The 16,362-nt window shown below is 61.4% G+C and carries 13 protein-coding genes; 3 read left to right on the forward strand and 10 right to left on the reverse strand.

Going from position 1 to position 16,362, the window contains the following annotated elements:
- The 4 genes from PK789_RS04410 to PK789_RS04425 form a co-directional block, all read right to left on the reverse strand.
- Window positions 1-975 (reverse strand): metallopeptidase TldD-related protein (locus PK789_RS04410; RefSeq protein WP_324307289.1); only part of this gene is annotated, 975 nt, incomplete at its 3' end.
- A 60-nt stretch (window positions 976-1,035) separates the two neighbouring features.
- Window positions 1,036-4,908, reverse strand: a complete 3,873-nt coding sequence (locus tag PK789_RS04415) for a YhdP family protein (protein WP_324307290.1) — start codon at window positions 4,906-4,908, stop codon at window positions 1,036-1,038.
- 51 nt (window positions 4,909-4,959) lie between these two features.
- Window positions 4,960-6,453 (reverse strand): ribonuclease G, encoded by a 1,494-nt coding sequence (rng, locus tag PK789_RS04420; RefSeq protein WP_324307291.1) that lies wholly within the window; start codon window positions 6,451-6,453, stop codon window positions 4,960-4,962.
- A complete protein-coding gene (locus tag PK789_RS04425) occupies window positions 6,450-7,019 on the reverse strand; it encodes a Maf family protein (RefSeq protein ID WP_324307293.1) in 570 nt (189 codons plus the stop codon). Before PK789_RS04425 ends, rng begins: the two co-directional genes overlap by 4 nt.
- A gap of 121 nt (window positions 7,020-7,140) precedes the next feature.
- On the opposite strand from PK789_RS04425, the gene PK789_RS04430 reads away from it, so the two are divergent.
- The 3 genes from PK789_RS04430 (at window position 7,141) to PK789_RS04440 (ending at window position 10,927) form a co-directional block, all read left to right on the forward strand.
- Window positions 7,141-7,884 (forward strand): SIMPL domain-containing protein, encoded by a 744-nt coding sequence (locus PK789_RS04430; protein ID WP_503011897.1) that lies wholly within the window; start codon window positions 7,141-7,143, stop codon window positions 7,882-7,884.
- 165 nt (window positions 7,885-8,049) lie between these two features.
- Window positions 8,050-8,598 (forward strand): ECF-type sigma factor, encoded by a 549-nt coding sequence (locus PK789_RS04435; RefSeq protein ID WP_324307294.1) that lies wholly within the window; start codon window positions 8,050-8,052, stop codon window positions 8,596-8,598.
- A gap of 1 nt (window position 8,599) precedes the next feature.
- Window positions 8,600-10,927, forward strand: a complete 2,328-nt coding sequence (locus tag PK789_RS04440; protein ID WP_324307295.1) for a protein kinase domain-containing protein — start codon at window positions 8,600-8,602, stop codon at window positions 10,925-10,927.
- Window positions 10,928-10,986: 59 nt separating this feature from the next.
- Here the strand turns inward: PK789_RS04440 and PK789_RS04445 are convergent, their stop codons facing one another.
- The 6 genes from PK789_RS04445 to PK789_RS04470 all read right to left on the reverse strand — a co-directional run bounded on the left by PK789_RS04445 (window position 10,987) and on the right by PK789_RS04470 (window position 16,229).
- Entirely contained in the window at window positions 10,987-11,574 is a 588-nt protein-coding gene (locus tag PK789_RS04445) for a C39 family peptidase (protein WP_324307296.1), read from the reverse strand.
- 18 nt (window positions 11,575-11,592) lie between these two features.
- The gene (locus PK789_RS04450) at window positions 11,593-12,282 is read right to left on the reverse strand and encodes a hypothetical protein (RefSeq protein WP_324307297.1); all 690 of its coding nucleotides are present in this window, start codon (window positions 12,280-12,282) and stop codon (window positions 11,593-11,595) included.
- Window positions 12,283-12,418: 136 nt separating this feature from the next.
- Entirely contained in the window at window positions 12,419-13,459 is a 1,041-nt protein-coding gene (locus PK789_RS04455) for a sulfate/molybdate ABC transporter ATP-binding protein (protein WP_324307299.1), read from the reverse strand.
- Window positions 13,460-13,461: 2 nt separating this feature from the next.
- A complete protein-coding gene (cysW, locus tag PK789_RS04460; protein WP_324307300.1) occupies window positions 13,462-14,325 on the reverse strand; it encodes a sulfate ABC transporter permease subunit CysW in 864 nt (287 codons plus the stop codon).
- Entirely contained in the window at window positions 14,318-15,178 is an 861-nt protein-coding gene (gene cysT / locus PK789_RS04465; protein WP_503011899.1) for a sulfate ABC transporter permease subunit CysT, read from the reverse strand. Before cysT ends, cysW begins: the two co-directional genes overlap by 8 nt.
- 25 nt (window positions 15,179-15,203) lie before the next feature.
- Window positions 15,204-16,229 (reverse strand): sulfate ABC transporter substrate-binding protein, encoded by a 1,026-nt coding sequence (locus tag PK789_RS04470; RefSeq protein ID WP_324307302.1) that lies wholly within the window; start codon window positions 16,227-16,229, stop codon window positions 15,204-15,206.
- Window positions 16,230-16,362 lie beyond the last annotated feature (133 nt).

The raw sequence follows: 16,362 nt of genomic DNA on the forward strand, positions 1-16,362 counted from the left end.
AATGCCGTCGTCGATCAACGGGGTACACGCGGTGGGGGTGCCTTCATCATCGATACTCAGTGACCCACGGCGGCCATCCAGCGTACCGTCATCCACGATCGTCACGCCTTTGGAGGCCACCCGCTGGCCGATGCGACCGGCGAAGGTGCTGGTGCCCTTGCGGTTGAAATCGCCTTCCAACCCGTGGCCCACAGCTTCGTGCAATAGCACACCCGGCCAGCCGTGGCCCAACACCACCGGCATCACCCCGGCGGGGGCGTCAATCGCGTCCAAATTCACCAACGCCTGCCGCAGCGCTTCGCGGGCAAATTTCTCCGGCTTGTCGTCGGCCAAGAGTTCGGCATAGCCATAGCGCCCGCCAAACCCGGCAAAGCCCGATTCGCGGCGGCCGTTGTGCTCCACGATCACCTGAATATTCATCCGCACCAGTGGCCGCACATCGCCGGCCAGCACGCCGTCGCTGCGCGCCACCAGCACCGTGTCCACGCCGCCAGTCATGCTCACCATCACTTGTTGCACGCGCGGCTCCAGCGCGCGCAGCAGGCCGTCCACGCGGCGCAGCGCCTCGACCTTGGCGGCATTGTCCAGCGCATCCACCGGGTCCAGCGCCGGGTACAGCGCCTTGCCTGCGCTGCGCGTCAGGGCTTGTGCGCCGTGGCTGTGTCCCGCGCGGGCAATGGCGCGGGCCGACTGCGCCGAGGCCAGCAATGCCGAGGCATCCAGTGCATCGGAATAGGCGAAGCCGGTTTTTTCACCGGAAATGGCACGCACACCCACGCCCTGCTCGATACTGTGGGAACCGTCTTTGACGATGCCGTCCTCCATGCTCCACGCCTCGCGGCGGGCGTGCTGGAAATACAGATCGCCAAAATCAATCCCCGGCCCCAATAACGCGCCGAAGGTACGTTCCAATGCGGCGGTATCCAGCCCGGTGGGGGCCAGCAGGCGAGATTCGGCAAGGCTGAGTGCGGTCATGGTTGAATTGTCTTGGTTTCGTTAAGAAATGGAGATGCTTGCCGGGCAATCAAGCACGCGTCAGGGTGTGGGTTTGCTGTCGATGCTGGCGCGCGGCACCACGTCCACCTTGGGGGCGGCCCATGGCCCGGTGATGTGGTAGGTCTTGGCCCCAATCCCCGACATTGGTTTATCCAGCACGGCATTGGCAACTGCCCCCACCGCCGCACCCACGGGCCCTGCGGCAATCGCCCCCACGGCGGTCAGCAAGCTGCCCGAACGCGGCAGAACTTCCACCGTTTGATCGAACGATTGGCTGCGCAGGTTGACGCTGCCATGCAAGTTGAGATCGGCCGCTGGGCCTTTGATCGAAAGATTGTCGGTCCGCGCCGTGCCTTGGTTGAGATGAAGATCACCTTGCAGGCGATCGAAGGCAAAGCCTTTGCTGAAGAAGTCGCTGAAATCCAAGCTCAGACGCCGCCGCAGCTGCCCAACGCCCAACAAGCCCAAGACCCGGCCGGCACCCGGCTCGATTTCAGGCAGACGGCCATCATGCACATCGGCATGCAATGTGGCGGTGAGGGTGCCTACGTCGAAGGCTTCCGGCCCGCCGTTCCAGCTGGCCGTGCCACTCAACTTTCCATTCCCGCCAGCAAGTTGCCCGCCCAGTCCAAAACCTGCCAACAACGCCCCGACGTCATCACTGTCGGCATCCAGCCGGAATTGCGTTCGTGCCGCACTGTCGCGCCCCAACCAACTGCCGGTTGCGGCCAGTCGCTGCTTGCCGCCCGATGTGCGAAATTCGTCCAAGCGCAAGCCACCAAACACCGGCGAGCTGCGGAACCGCGCCGCACCCAGCAAAGTGCCGCCAAAGCGCAGATCCACCACATCCAGTGCCAGTGGCCGAATTGCAGCAGGGTTGACGCTACTGATTGCCGTGGTGGCAATCGGCGCAGGCGACGTGGTGATTGCGATGCCGGCATGGTCGGTGGCTGGCTTGCTGGTCGCGGTGGCAGTGGCACTACCAGGCGCGGCCCAATACAGGCGATCGAACTGACCGCTGACGCTGGCGCCGGCCTGCTCGGGCACACGCAAATTCCCGGCGATGGCGCTGCCCTGCACGTGCACCTGCACCCCCGGACCTTGCGTCATCGGCAGCACTTGCAGACGGGTATCGGCAAACTCCGCACCCAGCAAACGCATCCGCGCGGCCTGCACGTCGATGCGTTGCAAGGGCAAGTCGGCATGGCTTTGGCCGCCGCTGGCAAAGCCAATCCAATCCAGTGCATCCAATGTATCGACATGCCCGCCGATGGCCAGCCCACGCGCAGGTGGCGCGGGCACATCGCCACCGCCCATCTGCACCCGCAGGCCGGTTTGCCCGTGCGCGCTGTGACTGCGCAGGCTGAGCACATCGCCCACGCTGGCTTCGATATCACCGCGATCCAGCGGCAATCGAATCGTCACTGCCGTGGGCAGTGCTTGTGCCGCCGGTTTATGCAAGGGCGCGGGCAGGTCGAAGGCTGTACCAACCAAATTGGAACGCAATTGCAGCAATGCTGGCGGGCTGCCAGTCGCCGTAGCGCGCGGCACCGCCATATCCACCGCCCACTGCGAACTGCCGCGCAGATAGGGCTTCAGCCAATCCAGATTGCCGGCCTTGCTCAGTAGGCCGTCGATCTCGGCCTGCATTTGCAATTGCGCTTCAAATGCCTGTGCAGGGTCATGTGTGTGTGGTCCGGCCCGCAGCGCCAGCACACCGGGGGTGCCGTCGTAGCGTACGCGCAGCGCCGGTGCGTCAAAGCCGGCATGATCGAACGTCGCCTGCCCGTGCACGTGTTCGAACTTCAGCTGGTAGCGCGTCTCCACCAAGTTGGCACCGGCCAAGGTCACGTTGCCATCAATAATCGGCGGCACCGGCACGTCGTGATGCAGCGGCAGCCGCATATGAAATTGCGCCTGCGCCGGCCCCGCCGCTTGCAGGTGATCCATCACCTCGCCGTAGTCCTTGTGCAACGGGCTGGCACGCAGCAGGGCAAGATACTGTTTGGCATCGCCATTGGTGTTGGCATCCACGGTCAATTCGGCCTGCCCGAAACGCGCGATTCCGGCCTGCAACGTTGGCACCGGCACCCCCGCCAATTGACCACGGCCAGTGACCTTGAAGCCATCGGCCACAAAGCTGACATCGGCATTCAAATGCTCGGCCGCCGGCCAGTCTGGTTGGAACTTCACCGTGCCGTTGTCGATGTGGGCATCGGCGCGAAACATGCCGGCGCCGGCCAAGCCCGGCGCATTGCGGAATGGCCAATCGTCCAGATCACCGGCAACGATGGCATGCACATTGCGCAAGGTTCCGCCGCGCAATGCCATGTCCAACCACTGCACGGTGGATCGGGGCATCAAATGATGGATCCAAAACCCATGCGCGATAGCTATCGGGACATCACCAATGTCGGCAGCGATATCCAAACGTGGATGACTGCCGTCGTCTTGCAGCCCAATACCACCACGTGCCTGCACGTGCAGTGCGCCCCCGGCGATCGCCAAACCGGGGGTTTGGATGGTCCAGCCGGCGACATCGCGCCACAGTACGGCTTCACCATCCAAGGTGAAGCGATGCACCACGCCAAACCCCGCTGGCCAATCGAATGCGACCTGTGCGCTGCGGTCAAAGCGCAGGCGCAGACCGTCTTGGTCGGCCTGTAACCAGCCTGCCACACCACGCATGCCGGGGGCGTTTGCCACCGGGTCAAAGCGGAAACCGCTGATTTGCGCACTGACAGACAACGGGCCCGCTGCTTGCCCGCGGATATCCACATTGTCCAACACCGCCGCCGGCTGGGTGGCCAATAACCAATGCCGCAGCGGTGCCGGGACGGCATCGCTCAACGCCGCCAATTGCAGCAGTGGCGCCACTTGCAGATGCTTGGCACGTAGCGCATAACGCTGCCCGCCGGCGATGGCCAGCCCATCCAACTGTTGCCGCTGCTCGCCATCACCGATGCGTAAGCGGCTGACGCGCACCTGCCAATCTTGCAAGCGCCCGCTCCAATTGGCCGCCAATACCAGTTCCCCCAGGGTGCGAGTGGGTGTGGCCGTGTTGGCGAGCGGTGCACCGCGCAAGCGCACATCCAGCAACCCGGCGTCGGCACGCACCCCTACTATTCGATAACTGCGCAACTGCGCCCAGCCCTGCAAGCGCCCGCGCCCCGATAGCGGCGTTATTCCGGTGAGCGGCAACTTGCCGGCCAACTCGACCAGATCCAGCATGCGACTGCCGGCATACACGCGGCCATCGCCACTGCTGCGATCCAGCTCGCCGGCGATATCGAATGGCGTTGCCGTACTGCGCAGCCATGCGCGGGCACCGGCACGCACGTGCTTGCCGTTGACTTGCAGGCGCAAATCGATCCGTGGCAGGCGCACATCCATATGCAAGGCCGGCGCGAAGACGCGCAACTTGGCTTGCGCCAGTTGCAATTCACCCAGATGCGCCAGTGCGTCCAGCGGATCGCCGCCGGTTTGCTGCCCCGGCAAGCCACGCACTTGCCACTGGCCATCGTCGTCGCGCTGCAATGTCAAATCCAGCCCGCGCAGGCGCAATTCGGTGAACGAACGCCCCGGCAGCAAGCCGGCGTATTGCGCAATCTGGATTTCGGCATCGCCAATCCGCAATGGGTTGGCCGGATCGCCCACGCGCAGATTGGACAGCCGCAACAATGGCCCACGCCGCGTCCATTGGGTTGCCAGATGATCGAACGCTACCGCGCGCCCGGCACGTTCGCTGAGCCATGCGGCGACTTGCTCGGGATGACGCTCGACCATTGGCAGCAACAAGCTGCCCACGCCATTACCCAAGGCCAGCACTGCCAGCATTGCCGCCAAGGTATGCCAACAGTGACGCCAGAGCGTGCGCCAACCGCGTGCTGCTGGCGGGGATGGCGTTGTCATACTTGGCCCGCCTTGCCTTGCACAGTTCGGGTTCTTGCCGCCACCCGCACGTTACAGCAGCACGACATCGAACTGCTCTTGCAGGTATTGCGCATCCGCCTGGAAGCGAATCGACTTGCCGATGAACTCCTCCAGCTCGGCCACCGCGTTGGATTCTTCATCGGTAATCCGCCCCACCACCTTGGGCGATGCAATCACCAACAACCGTGCGGCATCAAACTGCCGCACCGCGCGCACGATTTCGCGAAAGATTTCATACGTTGTCGTCTCGGCGGTTTTGACCATGCCGCGCCCACTGCACTCGTGGCAGGGTTCGCACAACTGCCGCTCCAGGGATTCCACCGTGCGCTTGCGGGTCATTTCCACCAAGCCCAGCGGCGAGAAGTCATACACCGTGGTTTTGGCGTGATCTTTGACCAGTGATTTTTCCAGCGTGCGCAACACCAACCGGCGGTGTTCGGCATCGTGCATATCGATGAAATCAATGATGATGATGCCGCCCAGATTACGCAGCCGCAGTTGCCGTGCCACCGCCTGCGCCGCTTCCAAGTTGGTGCGGTACACGGTTTCTTCCAGATTGCGCTGGCCCAGAAAACTGCCGGTATTCACATCCACCGTGGTCATTGCCTCGGTCTGGTCAATCACCAGATAACCGCCGGATTTGAGCGGTACTTCCTTATTCAGCGCGCGCTGGATTTCATCTTCAACGCCGTACATGTCGAAGATCGGGCGCGAGCCGGAATAGTGTTCAATTTTGTCGGCTAGCACGGGCATGTAATTGGCGGCAAATTCACGCAGATGCTCGCAGGTCTCGCGTGAATCCACCTTGACCTTGTCCACATCGCGACGGATCAAATCACGCACCGCGCGCAACGGCAGGCTGAGGTCTTCGTACACGCAACTGCCGTGTTTGGCATCGGTGGCGTTGCGTTCAATCAGCGCCCATACCCGGCTTAAATAGGCGATGTCCTCGGCCAAGGCCTCGGCCGGCTGGCCTTCGGCATTGGTCCGCACGATGTAGCCATGCCCTGGCCCACCTGCTGTCAATTCCGCCATCAGGCCTTTCAGCCGGCTGCGCTCGGCATCTTCTTCAATCCGCGCAGAAATGCCGATCACTTTGGATCGCGGCAGCAGCACCAAATAGCGCGACGGGATGCTGATTTGCGTAGTCAGGCGCGCGCCTTTGCTGCCAATCGGGTCTTTGACCACCTGCACCACGATCTCGGCACCATCGCGCAGCAAGTCGATGATGGGGAGTTGTACTTGCGGTGGCGGCGACACTGGGGCGTCATCACCCTCCACCCCATCCAGTGGCGCGGCACGGAAAATATCATTGGCATGGATGAAGGCGGCGCGCTCCAGCCCGATATCGACAAACGCAGCCTGCATGCCCGGCATCACCCGCTGCACCTTGCCTTTGTAGATATTGCCCACCACCCCGCGCTGGCTGCCGCGCTCGATGTGTAGTTCTTGCAACATGCCGTTTTCAACCACTGCCACGCGGGTTTCACGCGGGGTGACGTTGACTAATAATTCCTCGCTCATGGCAGCAGCCCAACTTGGCGCAGCAGGCCGGCGGTTTCCCGCAATGGCAGCCCCATGACCCCGGAATAGCTGCCCTCCAAGCGCGCCACATGGGCCTCAAAACGGCCCTGAATCGCATAGCCACCGGCCTTACCCTGCCACTCGCCAGTGTCCAGATAACGGTTGATGTCGGCATCCGACAATGTTTCCACCGATACTTGCGACACCGCTACCGCCTGCAATTCACGCGCGGCCGACAGTACCGCGACGGCGGTGATGACCTGATGGGTCTGCCCGGACAGCCGCCGCAGCATGGCGGCTGCATCCACGGCATCGGCGGGTTTGCCAAACACCATGCCATCCAAGATGACCTCGGTATCGGCACCCAGCACCACCGCATCGGCCACCGCCACCACGTCCAGTAAACCGGCACCGGCTTTTTCACGCGCCACCCGACGCACGTAGTCGGCCGCGGCCTCGGTGGCCCCTTGTTGTTCGGGGATATCTAGGTCAAGAATGCCAAACGGCAGCCCAAGGCGGGCCAGCAATTCGGAACGGCGTGGGGATTTCGAGGCAAGATGCAGCATGTGTGCAGTCTAACCCGCAGCTGACTGCGTGCCCCAGCCTTTGTCCCCCCATCACCCCATTTTGGCTCACCGAGCGTTCACCCCCGGCACGCAATCTTTCCCGCTGACCTGATTGGAGTACATGATGATGTTGCGCCCCCTCCTGCTGACCCTCGCCCTTGCCACGCCGTTTGCCGCCGCCCTGCCCATGACCAGCCACGCTCATCCCTCCGACATCGCAGCAACCAACCAGCCCGGCACGCTGCTGACGATAGCCGCCAGCGCCGAAGCCAGCCGTGCACCTGACATCGCCACCGTCTCGACCGGCGTGGTCACCCAGTCTGTTGAAGCCAATACCGCGATGCGCAACAACGCCGTGAAAATGGACAAGGTAATGGCGGCATTGCGTGCCGCCGGCATTGCCGAGCGCGACATCCAAACCAGCGGAATCAACCTCAACCCGCAATACAAATATGCCGACAACCAACCACCCACGATTGTCGGCTATCAAGCCAGCAACTCGGTCAATGTGAAGGTGCGCGAGCTTGGCAAACTGGGCAAGGTGTTGGACACCTTGGTGGCGCAAGGCGCGAACCAAATCAACGGGCCAACGTTTGGCATCGACAAGCCGGATGCCGCCTATACCGAGGCGCGCATCGCCGCAGTCAAAAAAGCACAGGCGCAAGCACAAACGTATGCCGATACCTTGGGGCTGCGCGTGCTGCGCATCATCAGCATCAATGAAGGCGGCAGCAGCCAACCGCAGCCAATGCCGGTGATGCGGATGATGGCCGCAGCGGCGCCAATGGAAAAAGACACTGCGGTGGCTGCCGGTGAGACGGCAGTGTCGGTGAGTGTGGATATCGTGTTTGAATTGGGGCGGTGATATTGCAGGAGTATTGGCATGTCCCCGCGTGGTTCCGCTGCGGCGTGATCCACGCGCCCGCGGCCCTCAAATGCCCCGTCACGCGCGGGGCATTTTTGTCTTTACCATCCCTAGTTTCACCACCTGGGTTACCCTCAGCCAAAGATGTGTCCACGAGTCAATGGCATGGGCGAAATCACGCAACTTTTGGAGCGCGCACGCGATGGTGAACCCGCTGCCTGGGAACAGGCGGTGGCATCGCTGTACGAAGACCTCTTGCGAATGGCACGACGCGCGCGTGCGCATGGGGGGGCCGCCACGCTCAACCCTACCGCACTGGTCAACGAATGCTATCTGCGCGTTGCCCGCCGACAAGCCGATGGCATTCACAGCCGCGAGCATTTCCTGGCGATTGCAGGACGCGCGATGCGGCAAATCCTTGTCAACTATGCGCGTGATCGCGTCGCCGCCAAACGTGGCGGTGGCGCATTACAAGTGACACTGGATGAAGACACCCTCAGCGCACAGCACGAAGCCGACGACTTGTTGGCATTGGATGCCGCACTGAATCAACTCGCCACCGAAGATGTGCGTCTGGCACGCATCGTGGATTGTCGAATCTTCAGCGGCCTCACCGAGCAGGAAACCGCAGAAGCACTGAACTTGCCACTGCGCAGCGTGCAGCGCCTCTGGCACGATGCCCGTGAACGCTTGCGTCACTTGCTCCCGGACTGATATGCCGAACCGTGTTGATCGCCTACTGGAACCCGGCGCGGTGCTGGGTGGTGCGCTGGTTGGCGCACTTTTACGCGAACATCTAGGCTTGGACGAGCTTGCCGCCGGCGCGCAACTGGGTGCATTCCGCATCGTCCGTGAGCTGGGTCGTGGTGGCATGGGCATCGTCTATCTTGCCGTGCGCGACGATGGTGCATTCGAGCAGGATGTGGCCATCAAATGGCTCCCTGTCGGCAAGGTCGCCGCCATGGCAACCGGGCAATTCAAACACGAACGACAGATTCTTGCGCAGCTGCGACACCCCCATATTGCGCGATTGATCGACGGAGGCAGCAGCGCTGACGGCCACCTGTGGTTTGCGATGGAGCATGTTGCCGGCATCCCCATCGACCAGCACGTTGGCAATGCGGGACTGGACTGGCGGCAATGCGTGCAATTGCTCCTCCCGGTGATCGATGCCGTGCAATTTGCACATGCACACTTACTGGTACACCGCGACATCAAGCCTGACAACGTACTGGTAGATACCGACGGGCGCGCGATGTTGGTGGACTTTGGCGTGGCAGCCTTACTGAGCGAAGTGGATGCACGCACCGCTTTTACCGAAGGCTTTGCCAGCCCCGAACAGCGCGTGGGAGCACCGCCCGATATCCGTGCCGATGTCTGGCAATTGGGGCGTTTGCTTCAAGCCATTGTGAACGTCACAAACCACCGCCAGGCCAACGCAACCATCCCCGAAGACCTGCACGCCATCATTGCGCATGCCACCCATGCCACACCAGACAAGCGCTACCCCACCGCTGCTGCGCTACAAACCGATCTCAAGCGGCTGCTTGCCCACCGCCCGGTCAGTGTGCGCCGGCCCGGCCTATGGGGGCGGTTGCGCCTGCTGACCCGCGCACACCCCTTGGGTACTGCCAGTAGCGTGCTGGCATTACTGGTTTTCATCATCACCTTGACCGGCATGATGCTGCGCTTGGCCCACCAGCGCGATGTGGCAGAACATGCCCGCAACAAGGCCGAAGCCATCAACGCCTTTATCGAAGAAGACCTACTCCCCGGTGCGGACCCGCTGCAATCGGGTAGCCGCGACATGCGCGTGACCGAGTTAGCCGAACGTGCATTGGCGCGCGCCGAAGCGCGCCTCGGCAGAACCCCGGAAGTCGCCGCACAAGTGGAGCTAAGCCTTGGTCGCACACTGGCAAATTTAGGCGAATTCAAACATGCCGAACGTGCGTTTACCTTGGCAATCGCGCACCTAACTGCACTCTATGGGGCATATGACCAACGCACATTGGCTGCACGCCTGCAGCGCGAACAACAAATGCTGGATGCGTCGCACCTGACCACGGCAGAATCGCGCTTGCTCCCATTACGTCAACACGTTCTGGCGCGCTTGGGAAGCCATTCAACCTTGTTACTGGAGGTCGATAGCCAGATCGCGCATGCAGCCTTGTTGCGCGATGACTTCAACACGTGCATCGCGCGCTACAACGCACTATTACCGCATGTTCCAGATACCAAGGCAGTCCTGCGCGGCGACATCTACATGAACCTGAGCTTCTGCGAAGCGCGCATAGACCGCCATCAGGCTGCACTCCACCATGCCAATCAATCCGTGGCCATTACCACCCGTGCACTCGGTGCACAGCACCCCTATGTACTGGAAAGCAAGTTGGCACAAGAAACCGCACTGGTCGGGCTGGGACAGTTCGATGATGCTGCCAATGTGCTGCGTCCTTTGGTCGGCGCACTTGATCAGCGTTATGGCACGACCCATCCGGTCACTCTGCTGGCGATGCACGACCTTGGCCTGGCGCTCATTTGTCGTAACCAATCGGATCAAGCCATTGCCTGGCTGCAACATGCAGCGGATGGCCGGGCGCGTATTTTAGGTCGCCATCATCCGTGGTACGCGCTCAGTGAAAGCGTGCTGGCGATGGCACACATCCGTCAGCACCAATATGACCAAGCCCAGGCAGCATTGACGCGCGCGCACACCGCCCTTGGTCCAAGTGGCACAACCTCCCCCTATGTGCTGGTTGCGCTATTAGAAAACGAAGCCGATCTTGCCTTGGCACAAGACCGAATACCGCTGGCACAGACGCGTTACGAAGAAGCCTTGGCCGTAGCTGACCGCCTGTATCCCGCCGATCATGCACGGCTCAGCATCCTGCGCTTGGGGCGTGGAACTGCCCTGATCGAGATGGGCGATACGACTACGGGTAAACCTCTGGTCCGCGAAGCGCTACAACAACTCCGTAACCGCCCCAATTGCCGCATGGCAGCAATCGAACACGCACGCCACCTGCTGGCTGGCACGCAATGACCACTGGGGCCAGATGACTCCGGCCCCGCCCCATGGCCACCTTGCTGATGAATCGGCGGCTATCGCTGCATACGTAATGTATGCGTCCAACTATGGTCATACGCGGCGTACACCATCCAACGGTAGGTTGACCATGTATAACCCTCGCCCGGCCATGGGTTCATATAACCCACCATTTGGGTGCCACCGCGATCGTTATACCCATAGCCGGTCATGATGTGGCCGCCGCCGCCGTACCATCCAAACCGAATTACGAATGGACGGTTTGCATCGACATCACTGACGATGGCATTCCATGACGATGCCGACGCGTAGCTGCGATTGGCAACACCATTGGACGCCAGTACATCCTGCACGCTGCCGTAGCTTCCATACAGCGCATTGGGTTGATTGGCACCCGAGTTCCAATTAAACGGTGCGCTATAACAAGCATCATTGCGCCCATAGGCCCAATTGACGATGCCGCATTGGCTTGGGGTTTGCCCATACCAACGCAACACATCCACGGAAGAAGCCGCCCAGCACCATTGACTGTGCTCTTGACTAAGCGCATCGACATTCAAATATTTATACCCGCTACCTGCCAGCGCAGCAGTGGATAGCGCGGCCAGCAACAGGCCGGCGGCAATGCGAGGAAACAGATTCATTGCAGGCTCTCCTTACCGTCAGTGGGTCATATCAAGATTGCGGGCGGCGGCGGTACGCAGGCCGGGCAACAACTCGGCTGCACCCAGCAAACCGGCACCCGGTGCCGTCATCCGCAGCGTGCTGCGTGCCGCCTGCAAGGGGGCATAGCGCGCGGGCAGGTTTGCCTGTTTGACCTCGATGAAATCCGCTGTGGCCTGCGGTACCCGCACATAGCGCAGGCTGACGTTTTCCTGATTGCCGTAACGCGACAACATCGTGTGGATGTCGCGGCTCAGTGCAATCCCTCCCAATGACACCATTTGCCAGCCATTGCCATCGTTCTGCATGGTCAACAGGCCCACCGGCTTCCCCCGTACCAGAACCGCATACCGCCACTGCCCAGTCGCCTGCGCTGCGCGCTCCAAGTTGACATTGCCGCGCAATTGGTCGGGCTGCACATCGTTCACCGCAAAGCCCCAACCAATCCGTGCTTGCGTCAATTCAGATGCGCTACTGATCGCCAACGGAAACCCGGCCGGCAAGGCTTGACCAACATCCACACTGCTGACGAACTGTTGCAAGGCACGGGCAGCCGCAGCCTGTGCCGGGGCGGCGGTCGCCTGACCAATGAACGTAAATCCCGGGCGGGTGCCCACCATGCCCTGCTGGGCAACTACAGAACCACTGGCCAATGCCGATACCAGGAAGAAATGTCGCAAGTACTTCATGCGTGCCAACCCCCAATCTGATGGATGGTGCCCAGCCGTTGCGGCCAAGCGCGTGGGTTTCCCCATCCAAGACAAACACGGAAGCTGCTGCAATCCCGCCAATCCACCCACACGCTGCCATCAACGGCAGGGGCGATCACTCCCCGGCGGCAAAGACCCGGTAACGCCGCACGCGCAGATGTAGGGTGTCACCCGCAGCCAGCGCCACATTGTCGGAATCGAAGGCCTCCCACTCGAGGGTTTGCTCACCAACACCGAGCTCAGCATTGATGCGCCCACCTAACCGCTGCACGGTGCGCACCAATACCGGTAACGTGTCGGCAGCGGCGGCAGCGACGGCATGCAAATCATGTGGCCGCAGGTATAGGCGGGCCGGGCCGTCGGCCACGCCCACCGCATCCAGCGCCAAACCCTGCAAGCAAAACTGGCCGGCCTTGACCTGTCCGTGCAGCACATTGCTGCGCCCGATGAACTCGAACACATACGGCGATGCCGGTGTCCGATAAATTTCATCGGGCGTGCCGACTTGCTCCACTTTGCCGGCACGCATCAACACCACGCGGTCGGCCAGCTCCAATGCTTCTTCCTGATCGTGGGTGACAAACAACGTGGTTTGCCCGGTCTGTGCGTGCAACCGGCGCAGCCAACGGCGCAACTCAACCCGCACCTTGGCATCGAGTGCGCCAAACGGTTCATCCAGCAACAGCACTGCCGGATCGATGGCCAAGGCGCGTGCCAGTGCGATGCGCTGCTTTTGCCCGCCGGAAAGCTGATCCGGGTAGCGCCCACCGTGTTCGGGCAGTTGCACCAGTTGCAATAATTCTTGTACCCGCTTGGCAATGGTGGGCTTGTCTGGGCGCTTTGCACGCGGCCGGCTGCGCAGGCCAAATGCAATATTTTCGGCCACGGTCATATGCCGAAACAGCGCATAGTGCTGGAAGACAAACCCGACATTGCGCTCACGCAAGCTGAGCCGGGTGGCATCAACATCACCAAACGCGACTTGCCCGCCATCGGCATGCAACAGGCCCGCAATCACCCGTAGCAAGGTGGTCTTGCCCGAGCCCGACGGCCCCAGCAAGGCCACCAATTCACCGGAGCGGATATCCAAATTCACACCATCCAGCGCTGCCACGCCGGGATAGCGTTTGTGCAAGCAAGAAATCGTCAATTGCATCGTCAATGCCGCCTGTGCGAGTTAGCAAGCGCATCGCCATGGCGCGCTTCCAGCCAAACTTTCAAGATCAAGGTGAGTAACGACAGCCCCGCCAGCAGCGAAGCCACCGCGAACGCGGCGGTTGCATCAAATTCGTTGTAGAGAATTTCGATGTGCAGCGGCAAGGTGTTGGTCATGCCGCGAATGTGCCCAGACACCACCGACACCGCGCCAAACTCACCCATTGCCCGCGCCGCACACAGCAGCACGCCATACAGCAAACCCCATTTGATCTTGGGCAAGGTGACGCGATGGAACATCGTCCACGCACTGGCACCCAATGAGCGCGCGGCCAGTTCTTCATCTGCGCCTTGTTGCTGCATCAACGGCACCAGCTCGCGCACCACAAACGGGAAGGTCACAAACAAGGTGGCCAAGACAATACCCGGCCGCGCAAACAACAGTTTGATGTCGTGCGCTTGCAACCACGCATGGAACCAGCCGCCGCTGCCAAACAACAACACCAAGCACAACCCAGCCACCACCGGCGACACCGCGAAGGGCAAGTCGATCAAGGCCAACAGCACGCGCTTGCCACGGAAGGAAAACCGCGTCAACGCCCACGCCGCAAAGACCCCAAACACCGCATTGACGGGAATCACGATGGCTGCCGTCAATAAGGTCAATTGCAAGGCGCTGCTGGCATCGTCTGTTACCAGCGCCTGCCACCACGTCTGAAACCCTTTGCCAAAGGCCGCGCCCAGCACCATGCCCAGCGGCAACACCACCAGCAAGCCCATCGCGGCCACTGCCGTCACGATCAGCGACCACTTCAGCCACGCTGGCTCGCGCAGCGGATCTGCTGCTGACAACGCTGCCTTAGTCATGGCTCGCTCCCCGTTGGAACAACAGCGGCACCAAGTTGATGGCCAGCAAGCACACGAACGATGCAACCAGCAATAACGCTGCGATTGCCACCGCGCCGTCGTAGTCGTACTCCTCCAGCCGAATGGTGATCAATAACGGTGCAATCTCGGTTTTGTAAGGCAAGTTACCGGCGATGAAAATCACCGACCCGTACTCGCCCAACCCGCGTGCAAATGCCAGCGAAAACCCAGTCAACCATGCCGGCAGCATTTCCGGCACGATGACCCGCCGAAACGTAGTGAAGCGGTTGGCCCCTAGCGAGGCAGCGGCTTCCTCTGGCTCACGACCCAGTGTTTCCAACACCGGCTGCAAGGTGCGCACCGCAAATGGCATACCGATAAACACCAAGGCCAGCACGATACCCGGGGTGGCATAGGCAATTTTGATGCCGTGTGCTGCCAGTAACGCGCCCACCCAGCCGGTGGGTGCGTAGATCGCGGTCAATGCGATGCCGGCCACTGCCGTGGGTAATGCAAACGGTAAATCCACCAGTGCATCCAGCAGACGACGCCCGGGAAAGCGATAGCGCACCAAGACCCACGCCACCAGCGCACCCACCAAGGACGCCACGATTGCCGCGCTGAACGCCGCACTGAAACTCAACTTCAACGCCGCCTGCACCCGTGCATCACTGATTGCACGCAACCAGCCCTGACTGCCCATGCCAGCCGCGCGCACCGCCAACGCAGCCAACGGCAATAGCACCACCACACCCAGCCAAGCCATGCCCAAGCCCAGGCTTAGGCCAAACCCCGGTAATGGATTGCGCGCACGTGCGCGCGTTGCCGCTGGCGGCGATTGCGTCGCTTGCACCTGGCGGGTCATCGTGCGGCGCCGGTCATGGCTTGTAGATGCGGTCAAACAAGCCGCCATCGCCAAAATGCACGGCTTGCGCCTGCTTCCAACCGCCAAATGCGGCGTCGATGGTGACCAGCTTGATCGGCGGGAAAGCCTTGCGCAATGCCGCGGAAACCTTGGCCGGATCGGCTGGGCGGAAATAATGGCGCGCCGCGATTTGCTGCCCTTGTGGCGAATACAAAAACCGTAGATAGGCTTCGGCCTGCTTGCGCGTGCCGTGCTTGTCCACGTTTTTATCTACCCAGGCCACCGGCGGTTCGGCTTTGATGCTGATCGAGGGCACCACGATTTCAAATTTGTCCCGTAACTGCGGGTCATTGCGGGTCAGCAAGGCCTCATTTTCCCAAGCGATCAGAACATCGCCGATGCCGCGCTCCACAAAGGTGGTGGTGGCACCACGCGCACCGGTGTCGAGCACCGGCACATTGCGAAACAGCTTGGTCATGTAATCCAATACGCTGCTGCCACTGCGATATTCACGCGAGGCCCACGTCCACGCCGCCAGATAATTCCAGCGCGCGCCTCCCGACGTTTTTGGATTGGGCGTAATCACCGCAAGCCCCGGCTTGACCAGATCGCCCCAGTCTTTGATGCCCTTGGGGTTGCCCTTGCGCACCAAAAATACAATCGTTGATGTGTAGGGGGCGCTGTTGTTGGGCAGGCGGGTTTGCCAGTTGGCGGGCAGCAGCTTGCCTTTGTCGGCCAGCGCGTCGATGTCGGCCGACAGCGCCAAGCTCACCACATCGGCCTCCAGACCATCGATGACCGCGCGCGCCTGCTTGCCCGAGCCGCCATGCGAGCTGCGCAGGGTGAGCACTTCGCCGGTCTGCTGCTTCCATTCGGCAGCAAACGCCCGGTTGACATCGGCATACAGCTCGCGGGTTGGGTCATACGATACATTGAGCAATTCTTTGTTTTTGACCGGCGCTGCGCCCACCAGCCCAGGCAACGCCAGTAGCAGGCCAAATAGCAGGTGTCCGATCATCGTGCGATTGTTGATATTCATGTGTGCATTCTCGCAAGTCGATGCATCGATTTGGATGGCAATCCCTCAGGTGCCCATAACAAAAACGTCAAAACGAAAATTGCGCGCGGGTGAAAGGAGTAAAGCTGACCCCGTCAATGCACCCACCAATATG

The sequence above is a fragment of the Thermomonas sp. genome (assembly GCF_035369645.1).
GTDB lineage: Bacteria > Pseudomonadota > Gammaproteobacteria > Xanthomonadales > Xanthomonadaceae > Thermomonas.

Coding starts and splice junctions, on each gene's coding strand:
- PK789_RS04415 (WP_324307290.1), bottom strand. CDS start 4,908: ATGACAACGCCATCCCCGCCAGCAGCACGCGGTTGGCGCACGCTCTGG.
- rng (WP_324307291.1), bottom strand. CDS start 6,453: ATGAGCGAGGAATTATTAGTCAACGTCACCCCGCGTGAAACCCGCGTG.
- PK789_RS04425 (WP_324307293.1), bottom strand. CDS start 7,019: ATGCTGCATCTTGCCTCGAAATCCCCACGCCGTTCCGAATTGCTGGCC.
- PK789_RS04430 (WP_503011897.1), top strand. CDS start 7,141: ATGATGATGTTGCGCCCCCTCCTGCTGACCCTCGCCCTTGCCACGCCG.
- PK789_RS04435 (WP_324307294.1), top strand. CDS start 8,050: ATGGGCGAAATCACGCAACTTTTGGAGCGCGCACGCGATGGTGAACCC.
- PK789_RS04440 (WP_324307295.1), top strand. CDS start 8,600: ATGCCGAACCGTGTTGATCGCCTACTGGAACCCGGCGCGGTGCTGGGT.
- PK789_RS04445 (WP_324307296.1), bottom strand. CDS start 11,574: ATGAATCTGTTTCCTCGCATTGCCGCCGGCCTGTTGCTGGCCGCGCTA.
- PK789_RS04450 (WP_324307297.1), bottom strand. CDS start 12,282: ATGAAGTACTTGCGACATTTCTTCCTGGTATCGGCATTGGCCAGTGGT.
- PK789_RS04455 (WP_324307299.1), bottom strand. CDS start 13,459: ATGCAATTGACGATTTCTTGCTTGCACAAACGCTATCCCGGCGTGGCA.
- cysW (WP_324307300.1), bottom strand. CDS start 14,325: ATGACTAAGGCAGCGTTGTCAGCAGCAGATCCGCTGCGCGAGCCAGCG.
- PK789_RS04470 (WP_324307302.1), bottom strand. CDS start 16,229: ATGAATATCAACAATCGCACGATGATCGGACACCTGCTATTTGGCCTG.